The sequence below is a fragment of the Brevundimonas sp. FV1ps31S genome (assembly GCF_058681265.1).
Map to the genome: position 1 here is coordinate 582594 of NZ_CM178735.1, position 26864 is coordinate 609457.

The window sequence follows — 26864 nt, forward strand, 5'->3', positions numbered from 1 at the left end:
CCCTTCGACCCCGACAGGGGACGCCCCACGGCCCGGGGTTGTTCTAGCTGTGCTGGCTGCGGGGCAGGAGATTGTCTCTTGTATCGCCTGCTGAAGAATTGGACGCAGGTCCGGTCTTGACCTCGCGCGGGGCGGGGAGGCGGCTCCACCGTCGCCCGCCGTGCGCACCAGGTCGACGCCGCCGGTCCTCAGGCGAACCTTCCACGCCGTCCCTGGACATACAGCGCTGCGCCGGCGGCCAGAGCGAAGCCCAACAGGATCATCGCCCACTCGCCCAGCGTCGGGACAGGGGCCGGCGGGGTCGCGACGGTGACGCGTACCGACACATCGTCCAGGTACGAGTTGAAATACTGGCTGACGTGGTCGTGGGTGACCCGCAGTCGGATGGTCTGTCCGGCATAGGGCGCGATGCTTACCGGGGTGCGAGCCGCCAGGGTCTCGGCGGGCGAGGTTCCCGCCCAGCTATAGACGGTCACCGGCGATCCGACCGTCGGCACGATCTCGAACTTCAGCGTGCTCGCGGACGCCGCCGTTGCGTTCACCCCGATGGCGTAGGTGAGGTCGCCCGTCGCACCGGCTGGAATGGCGATGTCCTGATAGACCGTACAGGTTATGGTGTAGGATCCCGTCGCCAGTTCGAGAACCTGGGCGCCGGCGGTGGCGGCGGGCCGAGAGCTCGCGCCGCCGATTCGTGCGGTATAGCCGCAAGGACCGGGGTCACCGGTCCAGCCCGGCACGTCGTTGAAGCTGTCGAGGTTGCCTTCAAACGAACCGTTCGTAACGAGTTCGGTCTGGGCGGCCGCGGGCCCGGCGGCCAGGAACAGGCCGAAGAGGGCCAGAGGGAACAGCCGCCAAGCAGACGTGAACCCGCGCCCGCCCCTGCGCGTGTTGTGGATATTGAACATGTTCGCCCCGCGTCGGCGCCTGGGCGATGCGCCTGGCAGGCCGCTAATCTAAGCTGGGCCTTAATCGTTGGGCCGATGATTTCTTGGATCGTGAGCTCAGAGAATTGAACGAAAACCGTCTATTCCCCTCCAGGGGGCGACATTTCGCGATCCGCACGAAGCAGGTCGCGATATTGCCGGGGCGTCATGCCGTAGCGGTGGCGAAACGCGCGACTGAGGTGCGCGGCGTCGGAAAAGCCCAGGCGGTGGGCGACGGCGCCGACGGGTTCGTTCCGCTCCAGGTCGGCCAAGGCGAGGCGGCTGCGTTCCAGTCGCCGGATCAGTATGTAGGCGCGCACGCCGCCGTCGGCCGAAAAGGCGGCGAGCAGCCGGGCCCGCGTGGCGCCGAGGGCGTCGCACAGATATTCGACCGTCAGCTCGCCGGTGGTCAGTCGCTGTTCGATCCTCTCTTCCGCGCGCCGACGCAGCAGCGCCCGGGCGCTGGGCGGCGGGGGCCGATTGGGCCGCACGGCGGCCAGGGCGACGGCCAAGGCCTCGAGGAACATCCGCCCCAGCCGTTCGGCCTGTTCGGCCTCAAGGGTGGGCAAGAGATCGCTGACCTGTTCAGCCAGGGCGAAGACCAGCTTCGCCTGGTCCGCCGGCACGACCAGCCCATGCAGGTCTCCCAAGGGGCCGAACCAATGGTCGGCCAGCGCGCGCGGCAGCACCAGATTATAGGTCAGGCTGGCCGTTGAGACATGAAGCGAGGTCCGGCCAAGATCGTGGAAATGGAACGTGCCCGGCGTCTCGTGGAAGGGGCGGCCGTCGAAGTCGCCCTGGGCCTCGCCCGACTTCATCAGGCTGACGACGACCGGATCGAAATCCGAGTTTCGAACATCGGCCAGGCGCCGCTCCCAGCGCATGGCCGTGATCTCGACGCGGGCGAAGGTCACGGGCCCCAGTTGGGCCGACACCCAGCGGGTGTCGAACGGCTCTATCGGCTTGGTGCGATAGATCGGCTGGGCGCGCGGCCAGTCCCGCATATACCAGGCGCGGTAACGGTCGTCGGCGGGCAGGTCGTCGGTCGAGAACCTGAGAACCTCGATCCTCGCGTGCGCGTGTGCAGCCTGGTCGACTGTAGCGTCAGTCAAAATGCAACTCACGAAAACGCGGGCCTCGTCTCTGATACAGGGTCAGGAGGATCGCCCGTTAAGCATACGCGCGCGCCATGAGGCCTCCGTCAAGAGCCGGTCTCTTCGGCGGGGCGGCGGTCGTGGCCGGCACCGACCCGGACCGGTGAGGCGGCTGCGCCGCCTTGTCGCTGGAACTGAACGGCGGTCTGGGGTTTGATGGTTGATGCGGCCACGGCCGCACTCCCCGAGAATGAGATTTCATCATGACTGACGAACGGATCGAGGGCGCCGCTTCCCAGGCGACCGGCAAGACAAAAAAGGGTTTCGGCAAGCTGGTCGGCGACCAGAAGTTGCAGGTCGAGGGGGCGTTCGAGGACGCCAAGGGCCGGTCGCTGGACACCTTCGGCAAGGCGATGGACGCCGTGGATCGGCTGGTCGAAAAGGCCCCGGTCGATTATCGCGACAAGGCGCGGGCCGTGGCCGGCGAGGCGCGCAAGCGGCCGCTGGTGACGACGCTGTCGGTGGCGGGCGTGGGGTTGATGCTGGTCGGGATGCTGACGCGGCGGCGGTAGAAAGTTCTCCCTCCCCTTCATGGGGGGGGACGATCGCGAAACGATCAGGGTGGGGCCCGTAAGGGCGTGATCGAGATATCCTGACGGCCCCACCCCGGCTTCGCCGCCCCTCCCCATGAAGGGGAGGGAGAGTTAGCGGATCGCGGCCAGGGCCGCGTCCAGAGTTCCGTCGATGATGGTCATCCGCTCCGCCTGGTCGCCGAGGGCGGCGATGACCGGCGCCGGCTCGGGTTCGAAGCCGAGGACGTCGGAGACGAAGGCGCCGAACTTGGACGGGTGGGCGGTGGACAGGGCGACGACCGGGCCGGTCGAGCGGTCGACGCGGCGGGCGGCGGCCAGCGCAACAGCTGTGTGCGGACAGACGACGCGGCCCCAGGCCTCGTACGCGTGGGTGATCTCGGCCTGGGTTTCTCTCTCGTCGATGGAGACGGCCGAGACGGCGGCGCGCAGGGCGGCCAGCAGGTCCGGATCGAAGGCGACGGCGCCGTCGCGGGCGAAGGTTTCGAACACCGCGCGGGTGCGGTCGCCGTCGCGGCCGGTGGCTTCATAGACCAGGCGTTCGAAGTTGGACGGGGCCTGGACGTCCATGGAGACGCTGCCGCTTTCGACCGCGGGACGGCGTGAGTAAATTCCGTCGTTGACGGCGCGGGCGAGGGCGTCGTTCTGGTTCACGGCGGCGACGAAGCCGTTCGATGGAAGACCCATCTTGGTGGCGGCTATGCCGGCGAAGGCGTCGCCGAAATTGCCGGTCGGGACGACGAAGGTCGCCGGGCCGCCCAGCTGGGCCGTGGCCGAGACATAATAGGGGATCTGGCCCGCCAGCCGCGCCCAGTTGATCGAATTGACCGAGGACAGACGGCCGCGTTCGCGCAGGGTCTCCTCGGCCAGCAGCCCCTTAACCAGACGCTGGCAATCGTCGAAATCGCCACGCACGGCCAGGTTCAGCACATTGTCGGCCTGGACCGTGGTCATCTGCTTGCGCTGCACCGGCGAGACGCGGTCCAGTGGGTGGAGGACCACCAGATCGACCGACTTGGCGCCGGCGAAGGCGCGGACGGCGGCTGCGCCCGTGTCGCCCGAGGTGGCGGTCAGGATGGTCAGACGCTCGCCGGACGCCGCCAGGGCCTCGTCCGTCAGGGTGGCGACCAGTTGCATCGCCAGGTCCTTGAAGGCGGCGGTCGGGCCGTGGAACAGTTCGAGCACGAACAGGCCGGGCTCAAGCTCGACCAGGGGGGTGACAGCCGGGTGGGCGAAGCCGGTGGTCAGCCGATCCAGCGCCCGGTCGAGCGCGCCGGCGGGCAGGGCGTCGCCGATGAAGGGGGCGACGGCTTGCAGGGCTATCGACTTGTAGTCGGCGGTCTTGGCCCAGGCGGAGGGCGACAGCGTGGGCCAGGCGGTCGGCATATAGAGGCCGCCGTCGGGGGCGATGCCGCGCAGCAGGGCGTCGGTGAAGTCGGTCTCGGGGGCTTGGCCGCGGGTGGAGACGTAACGGGCGCTGGAGGTGCTCATAATGGTCTGGTCGTAACCAGCCGGGGCGGCGGCGTCATCCGGTTTCTGGGGGTTTGGGGGAGGAAATTGTCGGGTGGGCGAGGGCGATGCGTTTGTGCGACAAATTCGTGCCGCCCGGAGCGCGCGACGGGGACTGCGACCATCGTCCCCGCTGGCGCCTGAGCAGCGGACGGTCCATGTCTGGGGGATGAGACGACGCGATCTTCTGATCCGGCTGGGCCTGGTCGCCGGGGCTGTGGGCGGGGCCTGGTGGCTGCGAGACCATGTGCTGTGGAAGGGGCCGAGCCTGGGGTTTGGGGCCGACGGTTCGTCCGGCTGGCTGGGCTATGCCGAGCGACGGGCGCCGACCCCGACGGTGGAGGTGCAGGTCAATGGCTTGAGCGTGCGGGCCCTGGTGGATTCCGGGGCCCAGTATTCGGTGATCGACCGGTCCCTGGTGCAGAGGCTGGGCCTGACCGACGTCTTCAGCATTCCGATGGTGGCTTACGGCGTCGGGGGCGAGCCGCAGGTCGGGCGGGGCGCCGCGATGGACGTGGCGGTCGGGGAGCTGAGGCTGGACGGGTTGCGGGCGGCGATCCTGGATCTGGGGCCGCTGGCGGGGGAACAGGGGCTGGGAGCGCCGCTGATCCTGGGGCAGGACATGCTGCGCGAACTGGTGCTGGAGCTGGACACGGGGCGACGGCGGATGCGGTTTGTGGCTGCCGAGGCCTGGGCGCCGACGCCGGATATGGCTTCGGTGGCGGTGACGCGGGCGGGCAAGGCCTTGCAGGCGGGGATCACGGTCGAAGGGGCGACGGTGGAGGCGGTGATCGACACCGGCGCCTCGGCCGTTCTGGCCGTGACGCGCGAGACGGCCCAGGCGGCCGGCCTGCTGGACGGACGCGAGCGGCGGCCGGGACAGAGCCTGGTGCTGGGCGGGGTGGTGCGGGCCGAGGCGGTCACGGTCCGTACGCTGACGTTCGGCGACGCGCTGTACCGGAACGCGGAGGTGGCCATCTATGACGACGTGCCTGTGCCGGGCTTCCCCAGGGCCCTGATCGGCATGGGGGCGTTCGAGGATCGGCGGCTGGCGCTGGACCTGGGCGGGGTGCGGCTGTTCATGTCGCGACCGCTGGAGATCACGGTGGGAGCGTAATTCTCCCTCCCCTTCATGGGGAGGGACGATCGCGCAGCGATCAGGGTGGGGTCCGAATGGGCGTGAGCGAGGCGCTGACTGCCCCACCCCGGCTGCGCTCCGCTCCGCCGCCCCTCCCCTCCCCATGAAGGGGAGGGAGAAAGCCTCAGCCGTTCAGCCTCTCGAACATGGCTTCGTAGCCGTTGACCTCGGCGAAGCGGAGCGGCTTGACCCGTTCGACCAGGATTTCGCCGCGCGGGGTGTTTCCGCGCTCGATCAGGCCGATCACCTCGGCCGTATAGTCGGCCAGGGGCATGGAGTTGGGATTCTCGGCATGGCCCGGCATCAGGTCGGTGGCGACGGCGGGCGGGGCCAGTTCCAGCACCTCGACGGCGGTGTCCCGCAGCTGATGGCGCAGGGACTCGGTCCAGGAGTGGGTGGCCGCCTTGGTGGCGTTATAGGTTGGGGTCGCAGCCAGTGGGATGAAGGCCAGACCGGAGGTGACGGTCATGATCGTCGCGGCGGGCTGGGCCTGGAGGTGCGGCAGCAGGGCCGCCGTCAGTCGGATCGGGCCCAGCAGATTGGTGGCGATGGTCGCCTCGACCGTGGCGAAGTCGAACGGGCGGGCCGTCAGGTCTTCGGGCTTCATGATCCCGGCGTTCAGGATGACGGCGTTCAGGGCGGGATGGTCCTTGACGATCTGTTCCCCGAAGGCGGCGACGGCGGCGGGGTCGGCGACGTCCAGGGTCGCCCAGGCCATGCCGGGGTTGGCGGCGGCGACGTCTTTCAGCACGTCTTCGCGACGGCCGGTGATGATGATCTGATTGCCGCGCGCGTGCAGGGCTTCGGCCAGGGCGCGGCCGATGCCTGTGCCGCCGCCGGTGATCAGGATGGTGTTTCCGCCGATGTTCATGGGCCTCTCCTCAGGGGTGCGTCAGTGCGGAAACTCAGTTATGACGGTCGCTCTCCATTGGAAAGTAGGCACTGGAAACCGCCATACTTACTGCAAAGGAAGAAATGGATATGACGGCTGTTCCCCCCGCAAGAATTTCGCATCCCGAGACCGGGGAGGTCGCCGATCCGCGTGTCGAGGCCCTGGTCAACGAGGTGATCGGCCGGGTCGCGGACAAGTGGACCATGCTGATCCTGGAGGTTCTGGCCGAACACGGCGAGACGCGGTTCACGCGCGTGGGCGAGCTGGTCGGCGGCATCAGCCAGAAGATGCTGACCCAGACCCTGCGCCAGATGGAGCGCGACGGCCTGGTGGTGCGCACGGTGCATCCGGTCATCCCGCCCAAGGTGGAATACAGACTGACCGACCTGGGCTTCACCCTGGCCGAGGCGTTTTGCGGGGTGTGGACCTGGGCGGAGACGAACATCGACCGGATCGAGACGGCGCGGGCGGCGTTCGACGGGCGCAAGGGGTAGGGGGCCGTCAGTCGTCCGAGAGGCCCAACCAGTGTTCCAGACCTTCGAAGGAGGAGGTCATCGGGAAGGCCCGCAGGAAGGGCAGGGGGATGTGGCCGTAGAGCGGGGACAGCTGCAGCTCGGAGCGGAAGTGTCCCTGATGGGCGATGGCGGCGAGATAGAGCGCCGAGGCGAGGCCGCTGCGGTCTGCGCCGCCGTTGCAGTGGATCAGGACGGGCTTGGGCGCCGCCCGCATGACGGCGATCAGTTCGGCCGCCTGCGCAGGGTTGAACCGGTCCTTGGCGCTCATCCGATAGTCGATGTGGACGAGGCCCAGGCGACGGCTGGCGGCCACCTCCTTGTCGTACCAGGTGGACCCGGTGTTTTCGCCCCTGAGGTTGATCACGCTGCGAACGCCGTAGGTCGCCTGGATGGCTTCCAAACGTTCCGGAGTGGGTTGGGCGGATCGGACGGCCTGGGCGTCAAGCCGGTGGATATTGCCGGAGCTGAACAGCCCGACCTCGTACCCGAGCGTCAGGGCAAGAAAGGCGGCGCCCGCCGCCAGCGCCGAAAGCAGCCAGGTCTTCAACGCTCGATCTCCCGACCCTGAGGGCCTGTTTTCTGGCTTGAACCTTAGCTAGTCCCGTCGCCGATCGCGTACAAGTCGGGAGAACTCCTGAGCCCGCCCTACCCCTGCACCTTCTCCGTGATGAAATGCCGGCCCTGGCGGTCTTCGATTTCGACGACCCAGAGGTCGGGGTCGTAGCCGCGCTGGCGGGCGATATAGGCGTCCAGCTCGGCCTCGCTGTCGCTGGATACCGGCTGGATCCACAGGCGTTCGCCGTCCTGACCAAAGGCCTCGGTGTAGAGTTTGGCGGTGCGGTTGGAGGTGTCGTAGGCCTTGACGATGACCGAGCCGGCGCGGTCGTCGCCCTTCTTGACCACGGTCGCATAGGCGCCCTCGATCTCGGCCCGGCGGATCAGGGCGCTGACCCAAAGGTCGCTGGAAAGAAGCAATTCGCTAACCCTGTACGGAAACCAGACCCAAAGGCGGGACGTGCCAGGGTCGGGGCATGAGGATAGGCTCTTACACCCGGCGAACCCAAGCCCCGATCTCGGCCCCGATCTCGGCCCTGATCGCGGCCGTGCTGATCGGCGGCCCGATCCTGGCGACGCCGGTCATGGCCGCCGCCTCGCCGGCGGACCGCTATTACGAACGCAGTTTCGTCCTGGCCGCCAGCGCCCGCTGCGGCCTGTTCCAGCCGCAGTTGACCGCCGCCCTGACCGCGGCGACCTGGCAGGCGCGGGGCGCCGCCCTGCGCGCGGGCGGCAATGAGCGCGACTTGGCCGAGGCGGCGGGCCGGGCCCGGTCGCGCGCGGCCGCCACGCCTTGTGATTCCCAGGACCTGAAGACGGTCGGCGGCCGGGTCCGCGCCGCCTTCGCCGGCTGGTCGCGCACCGCGCGGATGGATTTCCCCGGCGAGCGGGCGGGCTGGAGCGCCGACCGCGCCGCCTATGCGCGCCCGACCTGGCGGCTGATGCAAGGGACCGTGACCGGGGCCTCGCCCGTGCGGTTCGGCGTGGTCGGCGGTCTCAATCGGCCGGATCAGCTGACGGCGGTGGTGTCCTGGCGCGGCCGGTCGCGGCCGACCGGCGCGCGGATCGTCATGCGCGATTCCACGGTGGCGACGCGGCCGTGGCTGGCCCGCGAACTGCCGCCTTTGGCGCAGCGTCGCTCCGTCTGGGCCTCGGGCGTCACGGCGTCCGACGCGGGGTTGCTGGTCAAGGGGCGCTCGGCCGGCCAGGCCTGGGTCTTCCCGGCGACGGCGGCTGACGCCCTATCGACCCTGGACCCGCGCGAGATATTCACCGTCGAATTCCAGTTCCGGGACGGCAGCGTGGCGCGGTCGATCTTCGAGGTCGGCGATTTCGCCGCCGGTCGCGCTTTCCTGTCCATGGGACAGGTCTAGAGGGCTAGGCCTCTACGGGTCCGGCCGGCGGTTCGGCTGGAACGACCTCGATCACCGGCAGGCGCACCATGACGGCCGCGCCCTCGCCCAGGGTGCTGTCGATGCTCATCCGGCCGCCGTGCAGTTCGGTCAGGGAGCGGACCAGCGACAGGCCCAGGCCGGTGCCCTGGGCCTTCTGGTCGGCGTCGCCGGCCTGTTCGAACGGACGGCCGATCCGCTGCAGATCCTCCGGCGCAATGCCGACGCCGGTATCCGACACGATCAGCTCCAGATAGGGGCCGACCCCATCCAGGGTCAGGGTGACGGACCCGCCCGCCGGCGTGAATTTCACCGCATTCGACAACAGGTTCAGCGCCATCTGTTTCAGCGCGCGCGGGTCGGCCTGGACCGTCAGGGGCGTGGACGGAAGGACGGGGGCCAGATCGACCCCCTTGTCGTCGGCCTGGACGCGGATCAGAGCCACGGCGGCCGAGACGGGATCGCGGGCGTCCAGGGTCTCGATGGCCAGTTCGTAGCGTTCGGCCTCGATCTTGGACAGGTCCAGCACGTCGTTGATCAGGTCCAGCAGATGGCCGCCAGCCTGGTGAATCGAGTCGGCGTAGCCGGCGTAGCGGTCGGGCAGGGGGCCGAACAGCCGTTGGCGCATGATGTCTGCGAAGCCGATGACGGCGTTCAGCGGGGTGCGCAACTCGTGACTCATATTGGCCAGGAACCGGGTCTTGCCCGCGCTCTGGGCCTCGGCCTCGACCCGGGCGGTCTCCAGCCCCAATTCGCGGGCGAACTGGGCGGTGCCGTCGAAGGCCTGGGCGATCAGGCGGGGCTGGTCGCCCAGATGGTCGAAGCGGCGCAGTATCATGACCACGCGACGGTCCAGGGCGAGGCGGGGGCTGAACAGGACCTCGGCGGTCTGGCCGGCCGCGGCCCTTTGCAGGGCGGCGCCGATGGCGGGACGGTCGGGGGCGTGGACGGCGGCGATCAGGCCCTGGTCGATCAGCGCCTCGACCGACAGGGACGGCGGCGGGCTGCCCCAGGCGGCGACGGCCCGGCCCGTCAGGTCGAGCAGAAGGGTCAGTCCAGGCTGGGCGTTCAGCACCGCCTCGACCCGGCGGGTCTCCGCCTCGGCCGCGATCAGCCGGCGCTGGCGTTCGCCCCAGGTCAGTCGAATGGCGGCGGCGGTCGCCGCCAGGGCCAGCAGGCCCGAGACCGCGGCCAGGACCGGCGGCTGTGCGCTTGCGCCGTTCAGAGCGGACGAGATCAGGCCCGAGACCAGCGGTAGAACCAGGGCGGCGATCCCCACCTGGGTCAGGCGACCGTCGCCGATGCGTGGATGATCCAGCACGATCCCCGCCGCCAGGGGCATGACCAGCAGGCCAGGAACCGCGCCGGTCGCGCCGCCCGTCAGGCCGGCGGCCGCCACCGAGGCCAGCAGCCAGGCCGCCATCAAGGCGAAGCGCAGCGCCACCGAGTCCCAGGCCATCAGGGCCACGCCGCCAATGCCGGGCAGGGCCATGATCAGCAGCGCCCCCAGCACTTCGCCGCCCTCGCCGCCGAGGGTCTGGCGGCCGAAGGTTTGGGTCGCGAAAGCGGTCACGGTGACCGCCACCGCCCAGCAGGCGTGCCATAGGGCCAGCAGCGACGGCGCCGCCGTCGATGCACGCCCGGCGTCCGTCGCGGGCAGGGTCGGCCGGAGTTGTGGCGGATGGACGTACAAGAGATCAGCCGTTGCTTTCTTGCCCCGAACCTAAACCGGGCGGCGAGTCGGTGCGAGGCCGCTCCCGTTCCAGGCGATAAGCAGACGTCCGTTCACCATGAATAGCGGGGGACAAATCGGCCGGTTGTCGTTAACGGCGGCGCGGCCTATCTGGCGACCATGACCGATCGCGCCCCCCCGACCGACAGCCTGGACCAGACCCTGGCCGAACTGGTCGAGGATTTCGACCTGCTGGGCGACTGGGAACAGCGCATCGAATATGTGATCGAATTGGGCAAGGGGCTGGCGCTCCTGGACGAGGCCGACCGCCTGGAGGCCAACAAGGTGCCCGGCTGCGCCGCCCAGGTCTGGTTGGCGACGACGGCAGCCGGGGGGCGGCTGTGGTTCGCCGCCGACAGCGACAGCGCCCTGTCCAAGGGCAATATCGCCCTGCTGTTGAAACTCTATTCCGGCCGCACCCCGGCCGAGATCCTAGCCTTCGACGCGCGGGCCGCCCTGGACCGGCTGGGCCTGCCCTCGGCCCTGACCCGCCAGCGCGCCAACGGCCTGAACAGCATGGTGGGGCGGATCCGGGAGGCGGCGCTGGCGGCGGACGGTGCGGCGGGCTGAGGATCCCTCCTCGTCCTGATTTGGAGCACGCCGCCTGGGTCCAGAGTGAAGGAACTACAACGCGAGCCTCAGTGAGGCGCGGATGCTGCGTGGGGCGCCCGGGAAGATCCACAGGGCGCTGTACGAGCTGGCGGCGTAGCGCTCGTCGAACAGGTTGTCGACCTCGACCCGCGCCGTGACCTGAGGCGTGATCCCGTATTCGACCGCCGCCTTGGCCTTCCAGTAGTCCGGCAGGCGCACCGGGTTGACGGTCAGGGCGCCGGCCCGGTCTCCGACGTACGCGGCGCCCGCCATCAGCGACCAGTCCGTGCCGTGCGGCGTGGCGAACCGGCCGATCATGAACAGCGAACCCGAGTGCTCGGGCACGTTCAAGACCGCGTCTGTGGCGAAGGCGCTGTCGTCGGCCTTGGCGTCAGTCCAGCCGTAGTTGGCGACCACCTGCCACGTCTCGCCGATCCGCACCGACCCGTCCAACTCGATCCCGCGCGAGGTCAGTTTGCCGACCGGGGCCAGATAGTTGGCGTCCACCGGGTCGCTGGTCAGGATGTTGGTCTTCTCGATGTCGAAGACGGTGGCGGCCAGGTCGATCCCCTCCCAGGCACCGGACAGGCCGATCTCGTAGCCCTTGCCCTCTTCCGGGGCGAAGCCGGCGCCGGTCCGGCCCGTGCCGGAGTTCAGCACGAAGGACTCGCCATAGCTGGCGTGGGCGGTCAGGGCGTCGGTCAGGCGATAGCGGGCGGCGAAGCGGTAATCGACCGGGCTGTCCTTGTTTTCGCCCACGGCGCCGGTGCGGTTGTTGCGGATGGTCTGGCTGTAGTCGTCCCAGCGCAGGCCGGCGACCAGGCTGAGGCGGTCGTTCACCTCCCACAGATCTTGGGCGTACAGGGTGACGACCTCGCGCGTCTCCAGATTGTCGGTGAAGGGCAGGGGCGTGGGGCTGGGGACCGCGCCATAGACGGGATTGAACAGGTCGATCGGATAGGGATTGGCCGCCGTCGGATTGATCCGCAGCCATTTCTCGCCATAGGTCAGCTGATAGGCCTTCACCCCGAAGCCCAGAGTGTGAACGCCCAGGCCGGTCGCCACCACGCCGTTCAGCTCCAGCCGGGCCGACAGGTCTTCGACGGTGAAGTCGCGGCCTCGACGCTGGCGCCACAGACTGTCGCCGACCAGGCGCGAATGGTCGCTGGACAGGCCCTTCAGCGAGCCGCCGCGCCAGGCCACGCCGCCGTTCAGGCTCCAGTTGTCGCTGATCTGGTATTCGCCGGTGATCTGGTGGCGTTCGTTGCGGAACCGGGTCGGACCGTCGCTGGGTTCGCCGTAATAGTTGGATTCCGGCAGGGCCAGGGCGTCGCCGTTCACCGCCGGCATGCCCCGGTCGAACAGGGTCGAGAAGACGGTGAACTCGCCCACATAGGTCAGGCGCAGATCATCATTGGGCCGCCAGGTCAGGGACGGGGCGACCGAGGTGCGGTCCATCCCCACATGGTCGCGCCAGCCCTCGCTGGTCTCGCCCGCCAGCACCAGTCGGCCTGCCAGGGCCTCCGAGATCGGGCCAGTCACATCCAGCTCGCCGCGGCGCAGACCGAAGGAGCCGACCGTGCCGGTGAAGACGGCGTCCGGGGTAAAGCGTGGAGTTTTCGAGACAATATTGATCCGGCCGGCCGGGTCGATGTCGCCGAACAGGGCGCCGGCCGGCCCCTTCAGCACTTCGATCCGCTCGGCCGTGGCGGGGTCGCGCGGCGGGGCCATGCCCCGATTGGCCAGGAAGCCGTCGACGTAATATTCCGCCCCGCCGTCGGGCGTGCCGAGGAAGCCGCGAACGGCGAAATTGTCCATGACGCCCCCTCGGTTGTTCTGCTGGCTGACGCCGCTGACCAGTTCCAGGGCGTCGGACAGGCGCGTGGCGCCCACGGCGTGCAGCAGGTCGGTCTCGATCGAGCGGCTGGACGGCGACATCCGCTCGGTCACCCCCCCCGACGCCCAGGGTTCGGTCGTGCGGTGCTGTGCGACGACCCAGAACCACGATCTCGCCGACGGTTGCGGTCTCGCTTGGCTCCAGGGCCGACTGCAGCACGGCTGGGGATTCGGCATTGGCGGCGGCCAGAAGGCACAGGCTGGCGCAGCTCGAAAGCAGGGACACGTGATACTCCGTTGAAACGTTATAAAGTATCGGCTATCCGCTTCCGCCTGATGATGTCAACCGCTGCAACGCTTGCGCCCGCCTCCGTCGCCCCGCCCGAACAGGTCCGTTCGGCCGGTCGCATCCGCTCGATCGACGCCCTGCGCGGCCTGGTCATCCTGCTGATGCTGGTGGACCATGCGCGGGAGTTCTTCTTCATCCACGCCCAGGTCTCGGACCCGATGAACCTGGAAACGACCTCTCCGGCCCTGTTCTTCACCCGGCTGTCGGCCCATCTGTGCGCGCCGGTGTTCGTGGCCCTGACGGGACTGGGCGCCTGGCTTTACGGCAACGGCAGGGGTGGAGGCGTGGCCGGCGCCCGGGCGGCGTCCGACTTCCTGCTGAAACGCGGCCTGTTTCTGGTGGCGCTGGAGCTGACCTTGGTCGGTTTCGCCTGGAGTTTCTCCTTCACGCCCCAGATCATCTATCTTCAGGTCATATGGGCCATCGGTCTGTCGATGATCGCCCTGTCCGCGCTGGTCCGCCTGCCGCGCCCGGTCCTGATCGCCGTGGGTCTGATCATCATCCTGGGCCACAATCTGCTGGATCCCATCACCATTGCAGCGGGTCAGCCGGGTCATGTCCTGTGGGCGGTGCTGCACGACCGCACCCTGATCGACCTGCCCTGGGGTGGTCATGTGCGGACCTCCTATCCCCTGCTGCCCTGGATCGGCATAGCGGCCTTGGGGTACGGCATCGGGCCATGGTTCATCGGTGATCGGTCGGAGCGTCTGCGCCGTCTGATCCTGACCGGCTTGGCCGCTCTGACGCTGCTGGTGGTTCTCCGTGCCCTCAATGTCTACGGCGATCCGACGCCGTGGGCCGTCCAGACCACGCCGGGTCAAACCGTGATGAGCGTGCTGAACCTGACCAAATATCCGCCCTCGGCCGATTTCGTTTTGCTGACCCTGGGGGTCGGCGCCCTGCTTCTCGCAGCTCTGGAACATAGGCCGGCCCGGTTGACGGACGTTCTGACTGTCTTCGGCGGGGCGCCGCTGTTCTTCTATCTGATCCACATCTACGGGCTGCACCTGCTGTACCTGTCGGCCCTGGCGCTGTTCGGCGCCAATCAGGGGGACAGCTTCGGCGTGCCTGGCGTCGGCTGGCTATGGCTATTGGCGAGCGTGGTCGCCATCCCCTGCTGGTACGCCTGCCGTTGGTTCGCCGGGGTCAAAAGGCGCAGCCCCCACGCCTGGATGAAATACCTCTGACCTTTCATCCGATTCCGTAGTGATCGGCCAGCGCCTGAAGCGCCTGTTTGAGCAGGGTCTTGCCCTGTCGGCGGCGCAGGCCGAGGCCGGTTTCGGCGAGTTTCAGACTGTCGCCGTGGACGCAGATCCGGGTCAGCATGGGACGGAGACGGGGGCCGACCGCGAGCAGGGCCTCCTCGACCCGGCGGCCGGCCGACAGGGCGCGGTCGCTGGGCTCGACCCGCGCGGACGATCCTCCGCCGGCGCGCGGCAGGGCGTCCCAGCGCATGGTCAGGGACGGGCCGGCCCCGGCCTGTTCCACCTCGGACCGCAACCGTTCGCCGGCCGCGGCCTCGGCCGGGGTCAGCCAAGGGCGACCCGTCGCATCCTTGCGCCGCGCCAGCCAGGCGATGGGGCTTTCACCCAGATTGGCGGCGTGCCGGATCATGTGGCCGTCGGAGCCGATCAGGTGGCGTTCGCCGTCGATGACGCCGGGGCGTCCGGGCTGCGGCCCTGAGCCTGTGTCAGACGCGGCGGGGCGGGCGACCCAACCGCCCTGGGGCCGGCGGCGCAGGCCGGGGCGGTCGATGAGGGCGCGGAACTCGGGCTCGGCCAGGGTCAGGCTGATGCGGCCGCGCCGGTCGGCGCCCAGTCGCAGGGCGTAGACCCCGTTCTCGGCCGCCAGCCAGGCGCCGGAGCGGACCAGCAGGGCGCGGGCGCGCTCGACGGAGCGGTTCATGTCTGCGGCTCCGCGTGCGCGGCGTAGAGGCCCGAGATACAGGCCTCCAACTGGTTCAGCAGGTCGTCGACGGCACGCGCGTCTCGCTCGTCCTCGGCCCAGCGGCAGGCGAGCCCTGCGGTGGCCCGATTGACGCCGAAGACATGGCCGACCCGCTCCAGCGTCCAGCCGAAGGCCACATGGGACAGGTACATGGCCATGCGGCGCGCACGCAGGCTGAGCGGGTCCAGCCGGCCGCGCGCCGTCATCCGCTCGGGCAGGGCTCCTGTGCGTACGGCCACCAGATGGATGGCCAGTCCCGCCTTGCGCCGATCGTCGTCGCCGACCGGCGCCCTGTATTCCTCCAGCATCACATATCTCCCGTCACAAACTTTCGATGCGTCATCCTAAGGTCGGCGGGCATCGGTGATAGGAATATCATCCTATGTAACGTCAGAAGCGGACGTGCGGCCGTTGTGGACTTGAGGTTGTGGTGTCGCGACTATGAGCGTCGGACGGGCGGGCCGGGCGGCAGGTGAGGGGCGTCGCAAGCAAACATGGTTAATAAATTTCGAATCATTGACTCCGGACTCTCGACGGCGATTCGCAAATCAGCTTAGGAACGACTCAATCGCCCGGCATTAACCCTTCTTAAGGTTTTCGGGTCTTAACTTGCGAACAAGGTTACCCGGTCGTGCGGTCGGGTGGTTACCGCAAAGCTTTTGCCTGGAGGGGCATCAATGCGCGTCCTGCTGATTGAAGACGATCACGCAACTGCCCAAAGCATCGAGCTGATGCTCAAGTCGGAAGGCTTTAACGTCTATACGACCGACTTGGGAGAAGAAGGCATCGATCTGGGCAAGATTTATGACTACGATCTCATTCTGCTTGATCTGAACCTGCCTGACATGAGCGGCCTTGAGGTCCTGCGTCAGCTGCGCGTCGGCAAGATCAATACGCCGGTCATGATTCTGTCGGGCACCCACGAGATCGAGACCAAGGTGAAGACCTTCGGCGGTGGCGCCGACGACTATCTGACCAAGCCCTTCCACAAGGACGAGCTGATCGCGCGCACCCACGCCGTGGTCCGCCGCTCGAAGGGTCACGCCCAGGCGGTGATCCACACCGGCGAGATCGCCGTGAACCTGGACGCCAAGACGGTCGAGGTGAACGGTCACCGCGTCCACCTGACGGGCAAGGAATACCAGATGCTGGAGCTGCTCTCGCTCCGCAAGGGCACGACCCTGACCAAGGAAATGTTCCTGAACCACCTGTATGGCGGCATGGACGAGCCCGAGCTGAAGATCATCGACGTCTTCATCTGCAAGCTGCGCAAGAAGCTGGCCACCGCCGCCGACGGCAAACACTATATCGAGACCGTCTGGGGCCGCGGCTATGTGCTGCGCGACCCGGCCGAGGCCGCGAACAGCGTCGCCGCCTGATCCTTCGAGGTTCTGCAAGTTTGAAACGCCCGCCGGAAACGGCGGGCGTTTTGCGTTTCTCCCTCCCCCTCGTGTGGAGGGGGATCGCGCAGCGATCGGGCTGGGGTTCGAATGGGCGTGAGCGAGGCTTTGACTGCCCCACGCGGGCTCGGCTGCCTCGCCGTCCTTCCCCATGAAGGGAGGGGGATTTCTTATCCAGCGAACGCCGTCGCCAGGGCGGCCGCCATCGGATTGGGGCGGCTGAAGCTGTCGAAGGGCAGGGGTTTGTCGCGGCCGTCGTCCTTGTCGCCCTGGCGATACCAGCTGTCAGTGTCCCGCAGGCCCCAGACGGTGAAGGCGAACCGCTGCGCCGGGGGCAGGGCGGTGAAGGCGTCGGCCAGTTCTGTGACACGGGCGGTCTGGCGGGCCAGGCGGTCGGCCTGGGAGCGCAGATCCAGCCGGTTGTCGGTGCGCAGGGTGCAGTCCAGTTCGGAGATGTGGATCGGCAGGCCGAACTGGGCGATCTCGCGCATATAGGCGGCGATGACGCCCTCGGGGATGTCGATCCAAAGGTGGGACTGAAGCCCCAGGCCCTGGAGCGGGCAGCCGGCCTTCAGCAGGCGTTCGACCAGTTTCAGGAACTGGGCGCCCTTAGCCGGCACGCTCTCCTGATTGTACTCGTTCAGGAACAGGACGGCGTCGGGATCGGCGATCCGGGCTTTCTCGAAGGCGCGCAGAATATAGCCGTCATGGCCGTAGCGGGCGCTCCAGTGGCAGTCGCGAAGGCTAGAGCCGTCGTCGACGATCGGTTCATTGACCACGTCCCAGCTGCGGACCTTGCCGCGATACCGGCCGGCCATGGCGGCGATATAGCCGTCGAAGGCGCGGTCGAAGGCGGCGCCGGACAGGCCCTCGAACACCTCTTTGCCTTGGGCGTACCAGATCAGGGTGTGGCCGTGCAGGGCCATGCCCTCGGCGGCGGCGAAGGCGGCGATACGGTCAGTGCGGTCGAAGCGGGGCCGGTCCAGGCCGTCGGCCAGGACGTATTCCATCTTCATCTCCCACTCGGGCGTCAGCTGGGAGACATTGGCGCGGGCCAGGGCGACCCAGTCGGGGTCGTCGATCTGCATCGCCTTGATCGCCGTGCCGAAGGGGCAGGGGGCGACGGATTTCAGCGGGGGGACGACAAAGGGCGCGGGTTCGGCTGAGGTGCGGTCGCAGGCGGCCAAGGGCGCGGCCAGAGGAAGGGCGAGCGACGAGGCGAGCACGGTGCGGCGGGAGATCGACATTCTATTCTCCCTCCCCCTGCGGGGGAGGGGCGTCGCGCAGCGACGGGGTGGGGGCGGCAAGGCGACGTCGCACGGATAGGCGGCCAGACAGGTCTGTGGGATTTAGCCCAGCCGTTCCCACCCGGCTTCGGCTGCGCCTCCGCCCCCCTCCCCCGCAGGGGGAGGGAGAGGTTTGTGTCTGGCTAGACCGCACGTTTCCGCAGGCCCAGCTCGTCGAAGGCGGCGGTTTCGCGCTTGGCGACGGCGATGAGCTTGTTCAGGCGGGTGGTTTCGGCGACGTGTTCGAACTTCTTCAGCTCTTCGAAGGCGCCGGTCAGGGCGTCGCGGGCGCCGGCTTCCTCGGCGTCGACCACGGTCAGATCGCCCTCGGCGGCGGCCTTGCGGGCCTTCCAGCCGTTCAGATAGGCGCCCAGCATCATGCCGGCGTCGGCGTCCATCCGGGCGCGCTCGCGTTCGATCTCGACCTCGGCGTCCAGCACGGCCAGGCGCATTTCGGCGGTGGCGCGGCGGCTGGTGATCTCGGCCAGGCGCTTTTGCAGCGTCTCGACCTCGTAATTGGAGATGCGGATCAGGGATTGGGCCCAAGCGGTCATTTCGTCACTCTCTGATCATGCCTTGGTTCAGGATTTGCTCCAGGCGGGTAAAGGAATCGGTAAGACGCGTGGCGTCGTCCTTGTCCTGGGTCAAAAAATCTTCCAGCGCGGGGTTCAGCGCGATGGCGCGGTCCACGATGGGGTCGGCCCCGGTGCGATAGGCGCCGATCTTGATCAGCTCTTCCATGTTCGCATAGGCCGACAGCGACTGGCGGGCGCGCTTGTTCAGCTCGCGCTCGGGCGGGGTCTGGCAGCCGGGCATGGTCCGGCTGACGGATTTCAGCACGTCGATGGCGGGGAAACGCCCGCGCTCGGCGATCTTGCGGTCCATCACGATATGGCCGTCCAGAATACCACGCACGGCGTCGGCGATGGGCTCATCATGGTCGCCGCCGTCCACCAGGACGGTGAACAGGGCGGTGATGGGCGCCGCCGTCGTGCCGTCGGGCCGCACCGGACCCGGCCCCGCCCGCTCCAGCAGCTTGGGCAGTTCGGTGAAGACGGTGGGGGTATAGCCCTTGGTCGTCGGCGGTTCGCCCGCCGCCAGCCCGATCTCGCGCTGGGCCATGGCGAAGCGGGTGACGCTGTCCATCAGGCACAGGACCTCAAGGTCCTGGTCGCGCAGATATTCGGCGATGGCCATGGTCATGTATGCCGACTGGCGGCGTTTCAGGGCCGGCTCGTCCGAGGTCGCCACCACCACGACGGCGCGTTTCAGCCCTTCTTCGCCCAGGGTCTCCTCGACGAACTCGCGCACCTCGCGGCCCCGTTCGCCAATCAGGCCCACCACAACGGCGTCGCAGGTGGCCTGGCGGGCCAGCATGGACAGCAGCACCGACTTGCCCACGCCCGAGCCGGCGAAGATGCCCAGGCGCTGGCCCCGGCAGGTGGTGGTGAAGACGTCCATGGCCCGCACGCCCAGGTCCAGCCGCTCGCCCACCCGGCCGCGCGAATGGGCCGGGGGCGGGGGCGCGCGCAGGGGATAGGGGGCCTGGCCCTGGGGCAGGGGGCCCTTGCCGTCGATGGGTTGGCCGAAGGCGTCGATGATCCGGCCCAGCCAGGCGGTGGTCGGGCGCACGCTGGCGGCCTGGTCGATGATGCGGATCTCGGCGCCGGGCGCGACGCCCTCGACCGGGCCGAACGGCATCAGCAGGGCCTTAGCGTCGCGGAACCCCACGACCTCGGCCGGCAGGGCCGCCAGCCCGCGCCGACTGATCTCGGCCCGCGCCCCGACCGCCAGACGCGACAGACCGCCGCGTGACTCGATCAGCAGACCTGAGACGCCCGCGACCTTGCCGGTGACGACCAGCGGGTCGATCGCTTCGACGGCGGCGACGAGATTGTGCAAAACAGACCCCAGGAACAGGTGTTAACCAAATGGGCCATCATGGTTAACGGCGTGTTGACGCAGGCCAAAGACCCGGCCGGATCACCGCGCCGGCGATGGAAATGCGCTTAGCCCCTTATGGGGGTGTAGTGGCAGGTGAAGGGCGGGTCCTGCGTCAGGGGCGCGGGAGTCAGGTGGATATAGAGCCGTTCGGCGGCTGCGGCGTCGTCGAGGGCGAAGGCCTGTTCAGCCTCGAACATCTCGTCACGGTGGGGGGCTTCCCAACCCTTGGCCCGTTTGATCGCGCGTGTCTTGGCGTCCGCTAAAGTGTCGGCGACGACGAAGACGTTGCGGTGCTTCTCCGCAAAATCGATCCCGTCATAGCCGCCCAGATTGACGTAGTAGAGGCGCGCGTCACCCTGAAAGGGCTTGGACCGCAAGGTGACCTCATGGCCGTCGGCGTGGCTGATTTCGGACCAGCAGTCGATGTGGAGGCTGCCCGGCTTGCCCCACCATTGGCTCAGCAAGACGTCGTAGGTGTCCTCTATGGAGGGCGCGACCACGAAGCGCATGTCGTGGACCTCGATGTTGGCGCCGGGATGTTCGCCGCCGATGTAGATTGCAAACAGTTTCATCAGGCCGCCTCTACCGTGAGGGGGCCGAACACGCCAATCCCGGCGCCGATATGGCCGGTGTCTGGGACGACGCCCGCGATGATCGTGGCGAGCGTCGCCCCGACGATCTGGCCGATGTGGTGAGAACTGGTGACGCCCTGAACAAAGGGATGACGACCCATGATGAAGGGCAGGCTCAGGCAGAACAGGCGGTCGACAGGTCCAGACTCCGCGACGGGATGGAAATGGGCGTCGATGCGGATCCCGCGCGTCTCCTGCGAGCCGTCGTCGGCGACCTGATCCTGAACCACGCCCTGTTCCAGAAGGGTCAGGAAGGGGAATTGGATGCCGGACAGCGCCCTTTGGCCGGTGGCCTCGATGAAGGCCGGGAAATGGCGTCGCTCGCCGTCGCCCCGCGTCAGCACGGCGCCGCCTTGGGGCGGGCGGGTGTCGATGTGGTGGTTGTCGCCCAGGGCCAGGACCTCCAGCCGGCCGGCGCGGTGGAGCGCCAGCATACGCTCGATCGATTCATGGGGAACCGAACTGTAGTTGTCGACAAAGACCGGCTTCAGGTGGCTGTTGAACCGCTCGAAGGTGACGCCGGTCAGATGCGGCGCTATGGCGGCCATTACCTCGTGCATGCGCAAGATAGCGTCGCGCCAGGCCACGGTGATGCGGTTCGCGTGGTTGAACCGCGCCTCCTCCAGGTTCGTCTCGGCCCACTGGAAAGGATCGACGGCGGTTCTGCGTTGGAAATAGCGTTCGGCGAAGGTTTCGAGATCCGCGTCGGGCAGGCCGATGTCCCTGGCATATGCGGGGTCCGCCAGCATCAGCTCGCGCTTGAACAGGTCGAAGGCCCGATCCAGCAGTCCTTCGTCGGCCTGCGCCGTCAGAGTGTTGACCGCCTGTGGCGTCAGGATCGACAGCGGCGCATGCGGCAGGGGGAAGAAGAAGTCGGCTTCGGGCAGCAGTCCCTTTCGTGACATCATGGTGACGCCGAAACCCTTGGCGCTCGCCTTGGACGTATAGACCAGACGGTCGCCGCTGCGTTCGAACTGTCCATGAGCGGCGGCGACCGCGATGACGGCGTCGATGGCGGTCAAAGACGAGCCGCGGACGCCGACGGCGACAGGACCGATCTGCGACAAGCCGGCGGCGGGCCAGGGGCTGGTGAAATAGCCCGGTCGCGCCTGCTGGCGGCTGGGCCACTGATGTCCTGTCGCGAGAACGGCGTAGTCGAACACGCGGTCCTGGGCGGGCGACTGAGGCGTAGCGACCGTCAGGCGGATCCCGGCCTCGAGGATGGCTGCGTCGATGACGCGGGCCCCCGTCAAAATCTCGACCTCAGCGCCTCGCGCCCGCAGTCCTTCGACCAAGACGGCGAATTGGTCGCGGAAATAGGCGCCCAGGGCCACGCGCGGGACAAACGTCCGCTCATCGGCCGTGTCGGGGTCCAGGCCGAGGGCGTCGCACTCGAGCTGAGGCAGACGACGCAGCCAGGATAGCAGGGTTTCACCGACGGGAGGGATTTCGATGCTGGCGATGTTCGACAGCATGGCGGGATCGTTCCAACCGGGGCGATAGGGGCTGCCCAGCCCGGCCGTCGCCGACTCTTCAAAGACCGTTATCTCCAGTCCCGGCCGGGCCGCAGGCAGCAGCGCCGCCAGGGTGTAGAGGGTAGTCGGACCGGCGCCGACGAACGCAATCGATAACGTCATTCGACCCAAATGCGCTTGCCGGAATATGGCGCCGCGCTCGTCGTGTTTTATTTCAAACAGGCGGACCCAGGAGCCGGATTTGTTTGAGGAAACCTCAGGCCGGTTCGAGACGAACCCGATCCTCTCGCGTCGTCGCGATGGCCCCAACCGAGGCGATGACGATGGCGGCGATGGCGAGCCACTGCTGGCCGGTCAGATGTTCGTGCAGCACGATCAGACCCGCCAGGGCGCCGACCGCCGGCTCTGCGCTGAGCACCACGCCAAAGGTGCGTTTGGGGATGCCGCGCAAGGCCACCATCTCCAGCGAATAGGGCAGGGCGCTGGAGAAGATCGCCACCGCCAGACCGGCTGCGATGATGGCCGGGTTCAGCAGGGCCGCGCCCGCATGGGCCACGCCGAAAGGCACGACGACCAGGGCCGCCACGCTCATGCCCAAGGCGACGGACTGGCCCGCATGGATATGCGACAGCCGCTTGCCGAAGACAATGTAGAGGGTCCAGCACAGGCCTGCGAAGGCGGCCAGGGCCATGCCGACCGGATCCAGCGCCCCCACTCCGGCCTTAAGCGGCAGCAGCAGGCCCAGGCCCAGGACCGCAAAGCCGACGCAGACGAAATGGATCGGCTTTCTGGAATGGATCAGGGCCAGGCTCAGCGGCCCCATGAACTCGATGGCGATGGCCAGGCCCAGCGGAATGGTCCGCAGCGACATGTAGAAGCTGAGGTTCATCGCCCCCAGCACGACGCCGTACAGCGCGATGGCCCCCAGATCCGCGCGGCTCAGCCGGAATCGCCAGGGGCGGAACACCGCCACCAGCAGAACCGCTGAAATCCCGACGCGATAGGCCGATGTCCCCTGCGCCCCGATGAGCGGGAACAGGGTCTTGGCGAAAGAGGTGCCGCCCGCCAGCGTCACCATGCCCGCGAACAGCGCCAGATAGGGGATCAGGCGCATCGCCAGCGGCGAGGTCAGATGCTGTTTCAGGGCCACGGCGGTCATGGCGTGAACCTATTATAATCCGGCTTGCGCTTCCCGGCGAATTTCCGCTTGAGTGCGCCGGAAATCGTCACGAAGGGGCGTGCAATGACGAATTTCGTCACTCTGGACGATTTTGACCATCGGCTGCTGGCAAGGGTCCGGCGCAACAATCTGGAGCCGGCGCGGGTGACGGCCGAGGCGGTGGGCCTTTCGGAATCCGCCGTGCTGCGCCGCCTGCGTCGGCTCCGGGCAGAGGGCGTCATCGCCGCCGATGTCGCCGTGATCGACCCCGCCCGCGTAGAGCCGCGCATCGTCCTGCACGTCCAGGTCGAGATGAACACCCAGGACCGCAAGGTGATGGACGCTTTCCAGCGCGCCATGAGGGCCAGTCCCGAGGTCCAGGGCGCCTGGGACGTCACGGGCGAGACCGACTATCTGCTGACCGTCGCTGTCCGTTCGATGCAAGACTACGAAGCCTTCGGCATCCGCGAACTGATCCCCGAAAAGGGCGTGCGCGGCTTCAGGAGCATGATCGTGATCCGCGAGGTCGTCGGCTTCGATCCCGCCCGCGTGGTGCTGGAACGCTAGAGGCTCAAAACAGCGGCGTGATCACCCGCAGGGACACCACCACCACGTCGTCGGCGTCCTTCAGGCCGCCGGGATAGCGGATCAGCTGGATGTCCGGCTGGATCGTGAAACGGCCGATGCGGTCGGCGTAGGTCAGCTCCAGCCCTTCTTCGTAGCGGTCAGGGGCGGCGCCCGTGTCGGCCAGGTTGGCGCGGGCCTTGGCGGACAGCCAGCCCTGGTGAACGCCGAAGGACAGCTGGCTGTCCGGACGGGCGGCGAAGACCTGGCGCACCAACAGGCCGGCCTGCCAGCCGCCCTTGAAGTCTGTGGTGTCGCCGTCTGACACGCCCAGGCGGGCGAAGGCGTCGATCTGGGGGCCGTCGGGGGCGGCGGCGCCCCAGACCTGACCCTCGGCCAGGGCGTAGGCACCCTGGGCGATGCTGTGGGCCGGGTCGCCGTAGGGCGTCAGGTCGCGGATGTTGTCCTGACGCTGGTTGTAGCGCCACAGGCCGACCGCGTAGCGGATCGGGGCGGCGCCGACCGGGGCGTGGCTTCCGACCTCGGCGATGGCCAGGACGCCGTGGTCCAGGTCGGTGTCCACCCCGCCGTGATCGCCGATTGTGCGGGCGTCGGCGTTGACGACGGCGAACTGGACATAGGTCTTGTCCGTGTCGCCGACCCGCAGGCGCGCCGCCAGGGACGAGGAGGGGAAGATGGCCGGGCCGTTCGGGCCGGTCGAGGCCAGTTCGGAGCCGATGCCGAACGGCGGCGAGATCAGCAGGCCTGAGGCCTCGGTGGCGTAGAATTCGCTGTTGAGGTCGTAAAGGCCGGCCAGAAGCGTGGCCGATCCGCCCAAATCCTGTTCGATCCAGGCCTCGAACAGGCGGGCGCCCTGGGCCCCGACCTCGATATTGTCGACGCCTTGAAGCGTGCCGGCCAGGGCGTTGGGCTCGCCTCCGCCGTTATACAGGCCCGACATATGCAGCCGCGCGCCGCGCCAGCCCCAGGCCCGTGCCAGGTCGCCGTCCAGTTCGACGCCCAGATTGTCCAGATACCGGCCCGCGCGTTTCGCGCCGCCGGAAACGACGCCCGAGACGTCGGACGTATATTCGGCCGACAGGGTCCAGGTCGGCTCCGGCTCGGGCGCCGGGTCGGCCGCCTGGGCTGCGGCGGGGAGGGCGAGAAGCGCTGCGCCGACCATGGCGGCGGCGAGGGTCTTCAGTGTTTCCGGCTGGGCGTTCTGCATGGCCATATCCGTTCTGTTCGAGAACGGACCTAGTCCGGGACGGGTGAAAATCGTCCTTAGGGCGCCAGGGGAAAACGACGTACGCGGTCGCAAATGTTGCATTAACCGTGTTCGTCTATCGCTGTTCTAATAATTAGGGGGAAACCGCGGATGCGCCTGACGATTGGCAAGAAGGTGGCGGCGACCGGGATCGCCGTATTGCTGCTGTCGGTCGGCACGGCGGGCGTAGGCCTTTTGATGAACCAGCAACTGGGGGACGCTCTCAATCGCGCTTCGGTGTCGTCGTCGATCCTGCGCAATCATATGCAGGCAGACATGATGCATGACGCCCTGAGGTCGGACGTCTTCGGCGCTATGCTTGCCCCCGACCCCGCCAACGGCGTGTCGATCGAGGCGGTGAAGGGCGATCTGGCCGAACACCGCGAAATCTTTGAGAAATCCATCGCCGAAAACAAGGTCCTGGCGACGGACCCGGAGATGCAGGCGGCCCTGAGCGCGGTCGAGGCCCCGCTTCAGGCCTATATTGCGGCGGCGGGCGAGATCGTCGATCTGGCGGGAGGGGACATTGTCGCGGCCCAGGCCAAGATGGCGGACTTCCAGGTTCAATTCACCGCGCTGGAAACAGCCATGAGCGCGGCCGCCGATAAGATCGAGGCCGCCGCCGATGACAACCGCGCCGCCGCCACCACCGCCGCGGCGAACGGCCGAATGGTGATGATCGCCGCCATACTGGCCGCCCTGGCTGTTAGCATAGGGGTTATGGTCGCCGGCGCCCGCGGCGTGGTCGGTCCGATCCGTCGCCTGACCGGCGACCTGCGCGCCATGGCCCAGGGCCAGACCGAGGTGAAGCTGGGCGAGGCCCGCCGCCAGGACGAGGTGGGCGACATCGCCCGCGCCGTGGTCGATATCCAGGCCCTGATCGTCGCCCGCGCCCAGGCCGAGGCGACCGAGGCCGACCGTCGACGCGCCAAGGAGGAGGAGGACCGCACCGCCAGCGACCAGTCGCGAGAGGTCGCCGCGCGCGAACAGGCCGCCGTCGTCACCGGGCTTACCCGCGGGCTGGACGCTCTGGCTCAGGCCGATCTGACGGTCCGCATCACCGACGCCTTCCCCCCTGCCTACGAACAGCTGCGGACCAATTTCAACGCCGCCGTCGAGGGGCTGCAGGAGGCCATCGTCACGATCGCGGCCAATACGGGCGCCATCAACGCCGGGGCGTCCGAGATCGCCAAGGCCGCCGACGACCTGTCGCGCCGCACCGAGCAACAGGCCGCCAGCCTGGAAGAGACGGCCGCCGCGCTCGATGAAGTCACGGCCACCGTCAAGGCCACCGCCGCAGGCGCGGTCCAGGCCGCGGGCGCGGTCCAGGCGGCCCGTGGCGACGCCGACAAGAGCGGCTCGGTGGTGCGCGAGGCCGTCGCGGCCATGGGCGAGATCGAAAAGTCTTCCAGCCAGATCAACCAGATCATCGGCGTGATCGACGAGATCGCCTTCCAGACCAATCTGCTGGCCCTGAACGCCGGGGTCGAGGCGGCGCGGGCCGGCGATTCCGGTCGCGGTTTCGCGGTCGTCGCTTCGGAAGTTCGCGCCCTGGCCGAACGGTCCGCCGACGCGGCCAAGGAGATCAAGGCCCTGATCAGCCAGTCGACGGTGCAAGTCGGGTCGGGGGTGAAACTGGTGACGGAGACCGGGCAGGCGCTGGACCGGATCGTCGCCCACGTCGCCCAGATCGAGGGCCTGGTGACGGAGATCTCGTCCTCGGCAGCCGAACAGGCGACGGGGCTTCAGCAGGTCAATACGGCGGTCAACCAGATGGACCAGATGACCCAGCAGAACGCCGCCATGGTCGAGCAGTCCACCGCCGCCAGCCACTCGCTGTCGCAGGAGGCCGACGGCCTCAACGCCGCCGTCGCCCGGTTCCAGGTGGGCGCCGCCAGGCCGACCCGCGCCGCCGTCCCCCCTGCGCCCAAGCATCGCCCCGTCGTCGCCCTGAAGACCGCCGGCCGCGGCGGTGCGGCCTTGGCCCCGGTCTCGGCTCCGGACGCTGACGGGTGGGAGTCCTTCTAGGTCGCGCTCTTAGGGCGTGACGGTCTCGCAGCCTTGGTTCGCCTCGA

The 26864-nt window shown here is 68.2% G+C and carries 27 protein-coding genes; 9 read left to right on the plus strand and 18 right to left on the minus strand.

Annotated features, from left to right (window positions below):
* Positions 1 to 188: 188 nt before the first annotated feature.
* From ACVPT3_RS02720 to ACVPT3_RS02730, 3 genes are all read right to left on the minus strand, one after another.
* Positions 189 to 905: an IPTL-CTERM sorting domain-containing protein gene (locus ACVPT3_RS02720; RefSeq protein ID WP_492042679.1), complete on the minus strand. Its 717-nt coding sequence runs from the start codon at positions 903 to 905 to the stop codon at positions 189 to 191.
* A 119-nt stretch (positions 906 to 1024) separates the two neighbouring features.
* Positions 1025 to 2035, minus strand: coding sequence for a helix-turn-helix transcriptional regulator (locus ACVPT3_RS02725; RefSeq protein ID WP_492042680.1), 1011 nt, complete (start codon positions 2033 to 2035; stop codon positions 1025 to 1027).
* A gap of 89 nt (positions 2036 to 2124) precedes the next feature.
* Positions 2125 to 2250, minus strand: a complete 126-nt coding sequence (locus ACVPT3_RS02730) for a hypothetical protein (protein WP_492042681.1) — start codon at positions 2248 to 2250, stop codon at positions 2125 to 2127.
* Positions 2251 to 2280: 30 nt separating this feature from the next.
* Between ACVPT3_RS02730 and ACVPT3_RS02735 the strand changes: the two genes are divergently transcribed.
* Entirely contained in the window at positions 2281 to 2589 is a 309-nt protein-coding gene (locus ACVPT3_RS02735; protein ID WP_492042682.1) for a CsbD family protein, read from the plus strand.
* 132 nt (positions 2590 to 2721) lie between these two features.
* Here the strand turns inward: ACVPT3_RS02735 and thrC are convergent, their stop codons facing one another.
* Complete coding sequence (thrC, locus tag ACVPT3_RS02740) at positions 2722 to 4098, minus strand: threonine synthase (RefSeq protein WP_492042683.1); 1377 nt, start codon at positions 4096 to 4098, stop codon at positions 2722 to 2724.
* Between the two features lie 187 nt (positions 4099 to 4285).
* Between thrC and ACVPT3_RS02745 the strand changes: the two genes are divergently transcribed.
* The gene (locus ACVPT3_RS02745; protein ID WP_492042684.1) at positions 4286 to 5233 is read left to right on the plus strand and encodes an aspartyl protease family protein; all 948 of its coding nucleotides are present in this window, start codon (positions 4286 to 4288) and stop codon (positions 5231 to 5233) included.
* A 145-nt stretch (positions 5234 to 5378) separates the two neighbouring features.
* On the opposite strand, the gene ACVPT3_RS02750 is transcribed toward ACVPT3_RS02745, so the two are convergent.
* Positions 5379 to 6125: an SDR family oxidoreductase gene (locus ACVPT3_RS02750; RefSeq protein WP_492042685.1), complete on the minus strand. Its 747-nt coding sequence runs from the start codon at positions 6123 to 6125 to the stop codon at positions 5379 to 5381.
* A gap of 110 nt (positions 6126 to 6235) precedes the next feature.
* On the opposite strand from ACVPT3_RS02750, the gene ACVPT3_RS02755 reads away from it, so the two are divergent.
* The gene (locus ACVPT3_RS02755; protein WP_492042686.1) at positions 6236 to 6640 is read left to right on the plus strand and encodes a winged helix-turn-helix transcriptional regulator; all 405 of its coding nucleotides are present in this window, start codon (positions 6236 to 6238) and stop codon (positions 6638 to 6640) included.
* A gap of 7 nt (positions 6641 to 6647) precedes the next feature.
* Here ACVPT3_RS02755 and ACVPT3_RS02760 read toward each other — a convergent pair whose 3' ends face one another.
* Both ACVPT3_RS02760 and ACVPT3_RS02765 read right to left on the minus strand, forming a co-directional pair.
* Complete coding sequence (locus ACVPT3_RS02760) at positions 6648 to 7208, minus strand: phosphatase domain-containing protein (RefSeq protein WP_492042687.1); 561 nt, start codon at positions 7206 to 7208, stop codon at positions 6648 to 6650.
* A gap of 98 nt (positions 7209 to 7306) precedes the next feature.
* Complete coding sequence (locus ACVPT3_RS02765; RefSeq protein WP_492042688.1) at positions 7307 to 7636, minus strand: DUF1491 family protein; 330 nt, start codon at positions 7634 to 7636, stop codon at positions 7307 to 7309.
* A 56-nt stretch (positions 7637 to 7692) separates the two neighbouring features.
* Here ACVPT3_RS02765 and ACVPT3_RS02770 point away from each other — a divergent pair, with 56 nt between their 5' ends.
* Entirely contained in the window at positions 7693 to 8589 is an 897-nt protein-coding gene (locus tag ACVPT3_RS02770) for a hypothetical protein (RefSeq protein ID WP_492042689.1), read from the plus strand.
* A gap of 4 nt (positions 8590 to 8593) precedes the next feature.
* Here the strand turns inward: ACVPT3_RS02770 and ACVPT3_RS02775 are convergent, their stop codons facing one another.
* Positions 8594 to 10300 (minus strand): sensor histidine kinase, encoded by a 1707-nt coding sequence (locus tag ACVPT3_RS02775; protein ID WP_492042690.1) that lies wholly within the window; start codon positions 10298 to 10300, stop codon positions 8594 to 8596.
* Between the two features lie 159 nt (positions 10301 to 10459).
* Here ACVPT3_RS02775 and ACVPT3_RS02780 point away from each other — a divergent pair, with 159 nt between their 5' ends.
* The gene (locus ACVPT3_RS02780) at positions 10460 to 10909 is read left to right on the plus strand and encodes a SufE family protein (protein WP_492042691.1); all 450 of its coding nucleotides are present in this window, start codon (positions 10460 to 10462) and stop codon (positions 10907 to 10909) included.
* Between the two features lie 54 nt (positions 10910 to 10963).
* Here ACVPT3_RS02780 and ACVPT3_RS02785 read toward each other — a convergent pair whose 3' ends face one another.
* Entirely contained in the window at positions 10964 to 12868 is a 1905-nt protein-coding gene (locus ACVPT3_RS02785; protein WP_492042692.1) for a TonB-dependent receptor, read from the minus strand.
* A gap of 234 nt (positions 12869 to 13102) precedes the next feature.
* Here ACVPT3_RS02785 and ACVPT3_RS02790 point away from each other — a divergent pair, with 234 nt between their 5' ends.
* A complete protein-coding gene (locus ACVPT3_RS02790) occupies positions 13103 to 14302 on the plus strand; it encodes an acetyltransferase domain-containing protein (protein WP_492042693.1) in 1200 nt (399 codons plus the stop codon).
* Between the two features lie 4 nt (positions 14303 to 14306).
* Here the strand turns inward: ACVPT3_RS02790 and ACVPT3_RS02795 are convergent, their stop codons facing one another.
* Both ACVPT3_RS02795 and ACVPT3_RS02800 read right to left on the minus strand, forming a co-directional pair.
* Positions 14307 to 15020 (minus strand): DUF6456 domain-containing protein, encoded by a 714-nt coding sequence (locus ACVPT3_RS02795; RefSeq protein WP_492042694.1) that lies wholly within the window; start codon positions 15018 to 15020, stop codon positions 14307 to 14309.
* Positions 15017 to 15370 (minus strand): chromosomal replication initiator DnaA, encoded by a 354-nt coding sequence (locus tag ACVPT3_RS02800; protein ID WP_492042695.1) that lies wholly within the window; start codon positions 15368 to 15370, stop codon positions 15017 to 15019. The genes ACVPT3_RS02795 and ACVPT3_RS02800 overlap by 4 nt, the downstream gene beginning before the upstream one ends.
* A gap of 369 nt (positions 15371 to 15739) precedes the next feature.
* Between ACVPT3_RS02800 and ctrA the strand changes: the two genes are divergently transcribed.
* Entirely contained in the window at positions 15740 to 16441 is a 702-nt protein-coding gene (ctrA, locus tag ACVPT3_RS02805; RefSeq protein ID WP_492042696.1) for a response regulator transcription factor CtrA, read from the plus strand.
* A 191-nt stretch (positions 16442 to 16632) separates the two neighbouring features.
* On the opposite strand, the gene ACVPT3_RS02810 is transcribed toward ctrA, so the two are convergent.
* From ACVPT3_RS02810 to ACVPT3_RS02835, 6 genes are all read right to left on the minus strand, one after another.
* Positions 16633 to 17709, minus strand: a complete 1077-nt coding sequence (locus tag ACVPT3_RS02810; RefSeq protein ID WP_492042697.1) for an endo-1,4-beta-xylanase — start codon at positions 17707 to 17709, stop codon at positions 16633 to 16635.
* Positions 17710 to 17891: 182 nt separating this feature from the next.
* Entirely contained in the window at positions 17892 to 18302 is a 411-nt protein-coding gene (locus ACVPT3_RS02815) for a flagellar export protein FliJ (RefSeq protein WP_492042698.1), read from the minus strand.
* Positions 18303 to 18306: 4 nt separating this feature from the next.
* Positions 18307 to 19650 (minus strand): flagellar protein export ATPase FliI, encoded by a 1344-nt coding sequence (fliI, locus tag ACVPT3_RS02820; protein ID WP_492042699.1) that lies wholly within the window; start codon positions 19648 to 19650, stop codon positions 18307 to 18309.
* 107 nt (positions 19651 to 19757) lie between these two features.
* On the minus strand, positions 19758 to 20264 hold the full coding sequence (locus ACVPT3_RS02825; RefSeq protein ID WP_492042700.1) for a DUF1543 domain-containing protein: 507 nt from the start codon (positions 20262 to 20264) through the stop codon (positions 19758 to 19760).
* Entirely contained in the window at positions 20264 to 21961 is a 1698-nt protein-coding gene (locus ACVPT3_RS02830; protein ID WP_492042701.1) for an FAD/NAD(P)-binding protein, read from the minus strand. Before ACVPT3_RS02830 ends, ACVPT3_RS02825 begins: the two co-directional genes overlap by 1 nt.
* A 94-nt stretch (positions 21962 to 22055) precedes the next feature.
* Complete coding sequence (locus tag ACVPT3_RS02835; RefSeq protein WP_492042702.1) at positions 22056 to 22958, minus strand: EamA family transporter; 903 nt, start codon at positions 22956 to 22958, stop codon at positions 22056 to 22058.
* 84 nt (positions 22959 to 23042) lie between these two features.
* Here ACVPT3_RS02835 and ACVPT3_RS02840 point away from each other — a divergent pair, with 84 nt between their 5' ends.
* Positions 23043 to 23525: an Lrp/AsnC family transcriptional regulator gene (locus ACVPT3_RS02840; RefSeq protein WP_492042703.1), complete on the plus strand. Its 483-nt coding sequence runs from the start codon at positions 23043 to 23045 to the stop codon at positions 23523 to 23525.
* A gap of 4 nt (positions 23526 to 23529) precedes the next feature.
* Here the strand turns inward: ACVPT3_RS02840 and ACVPT3_RS02845 are convergent, their stop codons facing one another.
* Positions 23530 to 24756: a carbohydrate porin gene (locus tag ACVPT3_RS02845; RefSeq protein ID WP_492042704.1), complete on the minus strand. Its 1227-nt coding sequence runs from the start codon at positions 24754 to 24756 to the stop codon at positions 23530 to 23532.
* 144 nt (positions 24757 to 24900) lie between these two features.
* On the opposite strand from ACVPT3_RS02845, the gene ACVPT3_RS02850 reads away from it, so the two are divergent.
* Positions 24901 to 26817 carry a HAMP domain-containing methyl-accepting chemotaxis protein gene (locus ACVPT3_RS02850; protein ID WP_492042705.1) on the plus strand — a complete coding sequence of 639 codons (1917 nt, stop codon included), beginning with the start codon at positions 24901 to 24903 and terminating at the stop codon, positions 26815 to 26817.
* Positions 26818 to 26864: the final 47 nt, after the last annotated feature.

What these genes read in the sequence shown, in the direction of transcription:
- ACVPT3_RS02815 (WP_492042698.1), bottom strand. Translation starts at nt 18,302, where the DNA reads ATGACCGCTTGGGCCCAATCCCTGATCCGCATCTCCAATTACGAGGTC.
- ACVPT3_RS02745 (WP_492042684.1), top strand. Translation starts at nt 4,286, where the DNA reads ATGAGACGACGCGATCTTCTGATCCGGCTGGGCCTGGTCGCCGGGGCT.
- ACVPT3_RS02825 (WP_492042700.1), bottom strand. Translation starts at nt 20,264, where the DNA reads ATGAAACTGTTTGCAATCTACATCGGCGGCGAACATCCCGGCGCCAAC.
- ACVPT3_RS02850 (WP_492042705.1), top strand. Translation starts at nt 24,901, where the DNA reads ATGCGCCTGACGATTGGCAAGAAGGTGGCGGCGACCGGGATCGCCGTA.
- ACVPT3_RS02735 (WP_492042682.1), top strand. Translation starts at nt 2,281, where the DNA reads ATGACTGACGAACGGATCGAGGGCGCCGCTTCCCAGGCGACCGGCAAG.
- ACVPT3_RS02810 (WP_492042697.1), bottom strand. Translation starts at nt 17,709, where the DNA reads ATGTCGATCTCCCGCCGCACCGTGCTCGCCTCGTCGCTCGCCCTTCCT.
- ACVPT3_RS02785 (WP_492042692.1), bottom strand. Translation starts at nt 12,868, where the DNA reads ATGTCGCCGTCCAGCCGCTCGATCGAGACCGACCTGCTGCACGCCGTG.
- ACVPT3_RS02840 (WP_492042703.1), top strand. Translation starts at nt 23,043, where the DNA reads ATGACGAATTTCGTCACTCTGGACGATTTTGACCATCGGCTGCTGGCA.
- ACVPT3_RS02795 (WP_492042694.1), bottom strand. Translation starts at nt 15,020, where the DNA reads ATGAACCGCTCCGTCGAGCGCGCCCGCGCCCTGCTGGTCCGCTCCGGC.
- ACVPT3_RS02750 (WP_492042685.1), bottom strand. Translation starts at nt 6,125, where the DNA reads ATGAACATCGGCGGAAACACCATCCTGATCACCGGCGGCGGCACAGGC.
- ACVPT3_RS02845 (WP_492042704.1), bottom strand. Translation starts at nt 24,756, where the DNA reads ATGGCCATGCAGAACGCCCAGCCGGAAACACTGAAGACCCTCGCCGCC.
- ACVPT3_RS02755 (WP_492042686.1), top strand. Translation starts at nt 6,236, where the DNA reads ATGACGGCTGTTCCCCCCGCAAGAATTTCGCATCCCGAGACCGGGGAG.
- ACVPT3_RS02720 (WP_492042679.1), bottom strand. Translation starts at nt 905, where the DNA reads ATGTTCAATATCCACAACACGCGCAGGGGCGGGCGCGGGTTCACGTCT.
- ACVPT3_RS02790 (WP_492042693.1), top strand. Translation starts at nt 13,103, where the DNA reads ATGATGTCAACCGCTGCAACGCTTGCGCCCGCCTCCGTCGCCCCGCCC.
- ACVPT3_RS02830 (WP_492042701.1), bottom strand. Translation starts at nt 21,961, where the DNA reads ATGACGTTATCGATTGCGTTCGTCGGCGCCGGTCCGACTACCCTCTAC.
- ACVPT3_RS02780 (WP_492042691.1), top strand. Translation starts at nt 10,460, where the DNA reads ATGACCGATCGCGCCCCCCCGACCGACAGCCTGGACCAGACCCTGGCC.
- ctrA (WP_492042696.1), top strand. Translation starts at nt 15,740, where the DNA reads ATGCGCGTCCTGCTGATTGAAGACGATCACGCAACTGCCCAAAGCATC.
- ACVPT3_RS02770 (WP_492042689.1), top strand. Translation starts at nt 7,693, where the DNA reads ATGAGGATAGGCTCTTACACCCGGCGAACCCAAGCCCCGATCTCGGCC.
- thrC (WP_492042683.1), bottom strand. Translation starts at nt 4,098, where the DNA reads ATGAGCACCTCCAGCGCCCGTTACGTCTCCACCCGCGGCCAAGCCCCC.
- ACVPT3_RS02835 (WP_492042702.1), bottom strand. Translation starts at nt 22,958, where the DNA reads ATGACCGCCGTGGCCCTGAAACAGCATCTGACCTCGCCGCTGGCGATG.
- ACVPT3_RS02800 (WP_492042695.1), bottom strand. Translation starts at nt 15,370, where the DNA reads ATGCTGGAGGAATACAGGGCGCCGGTCGGCGACGACGATCGGCGCAAG.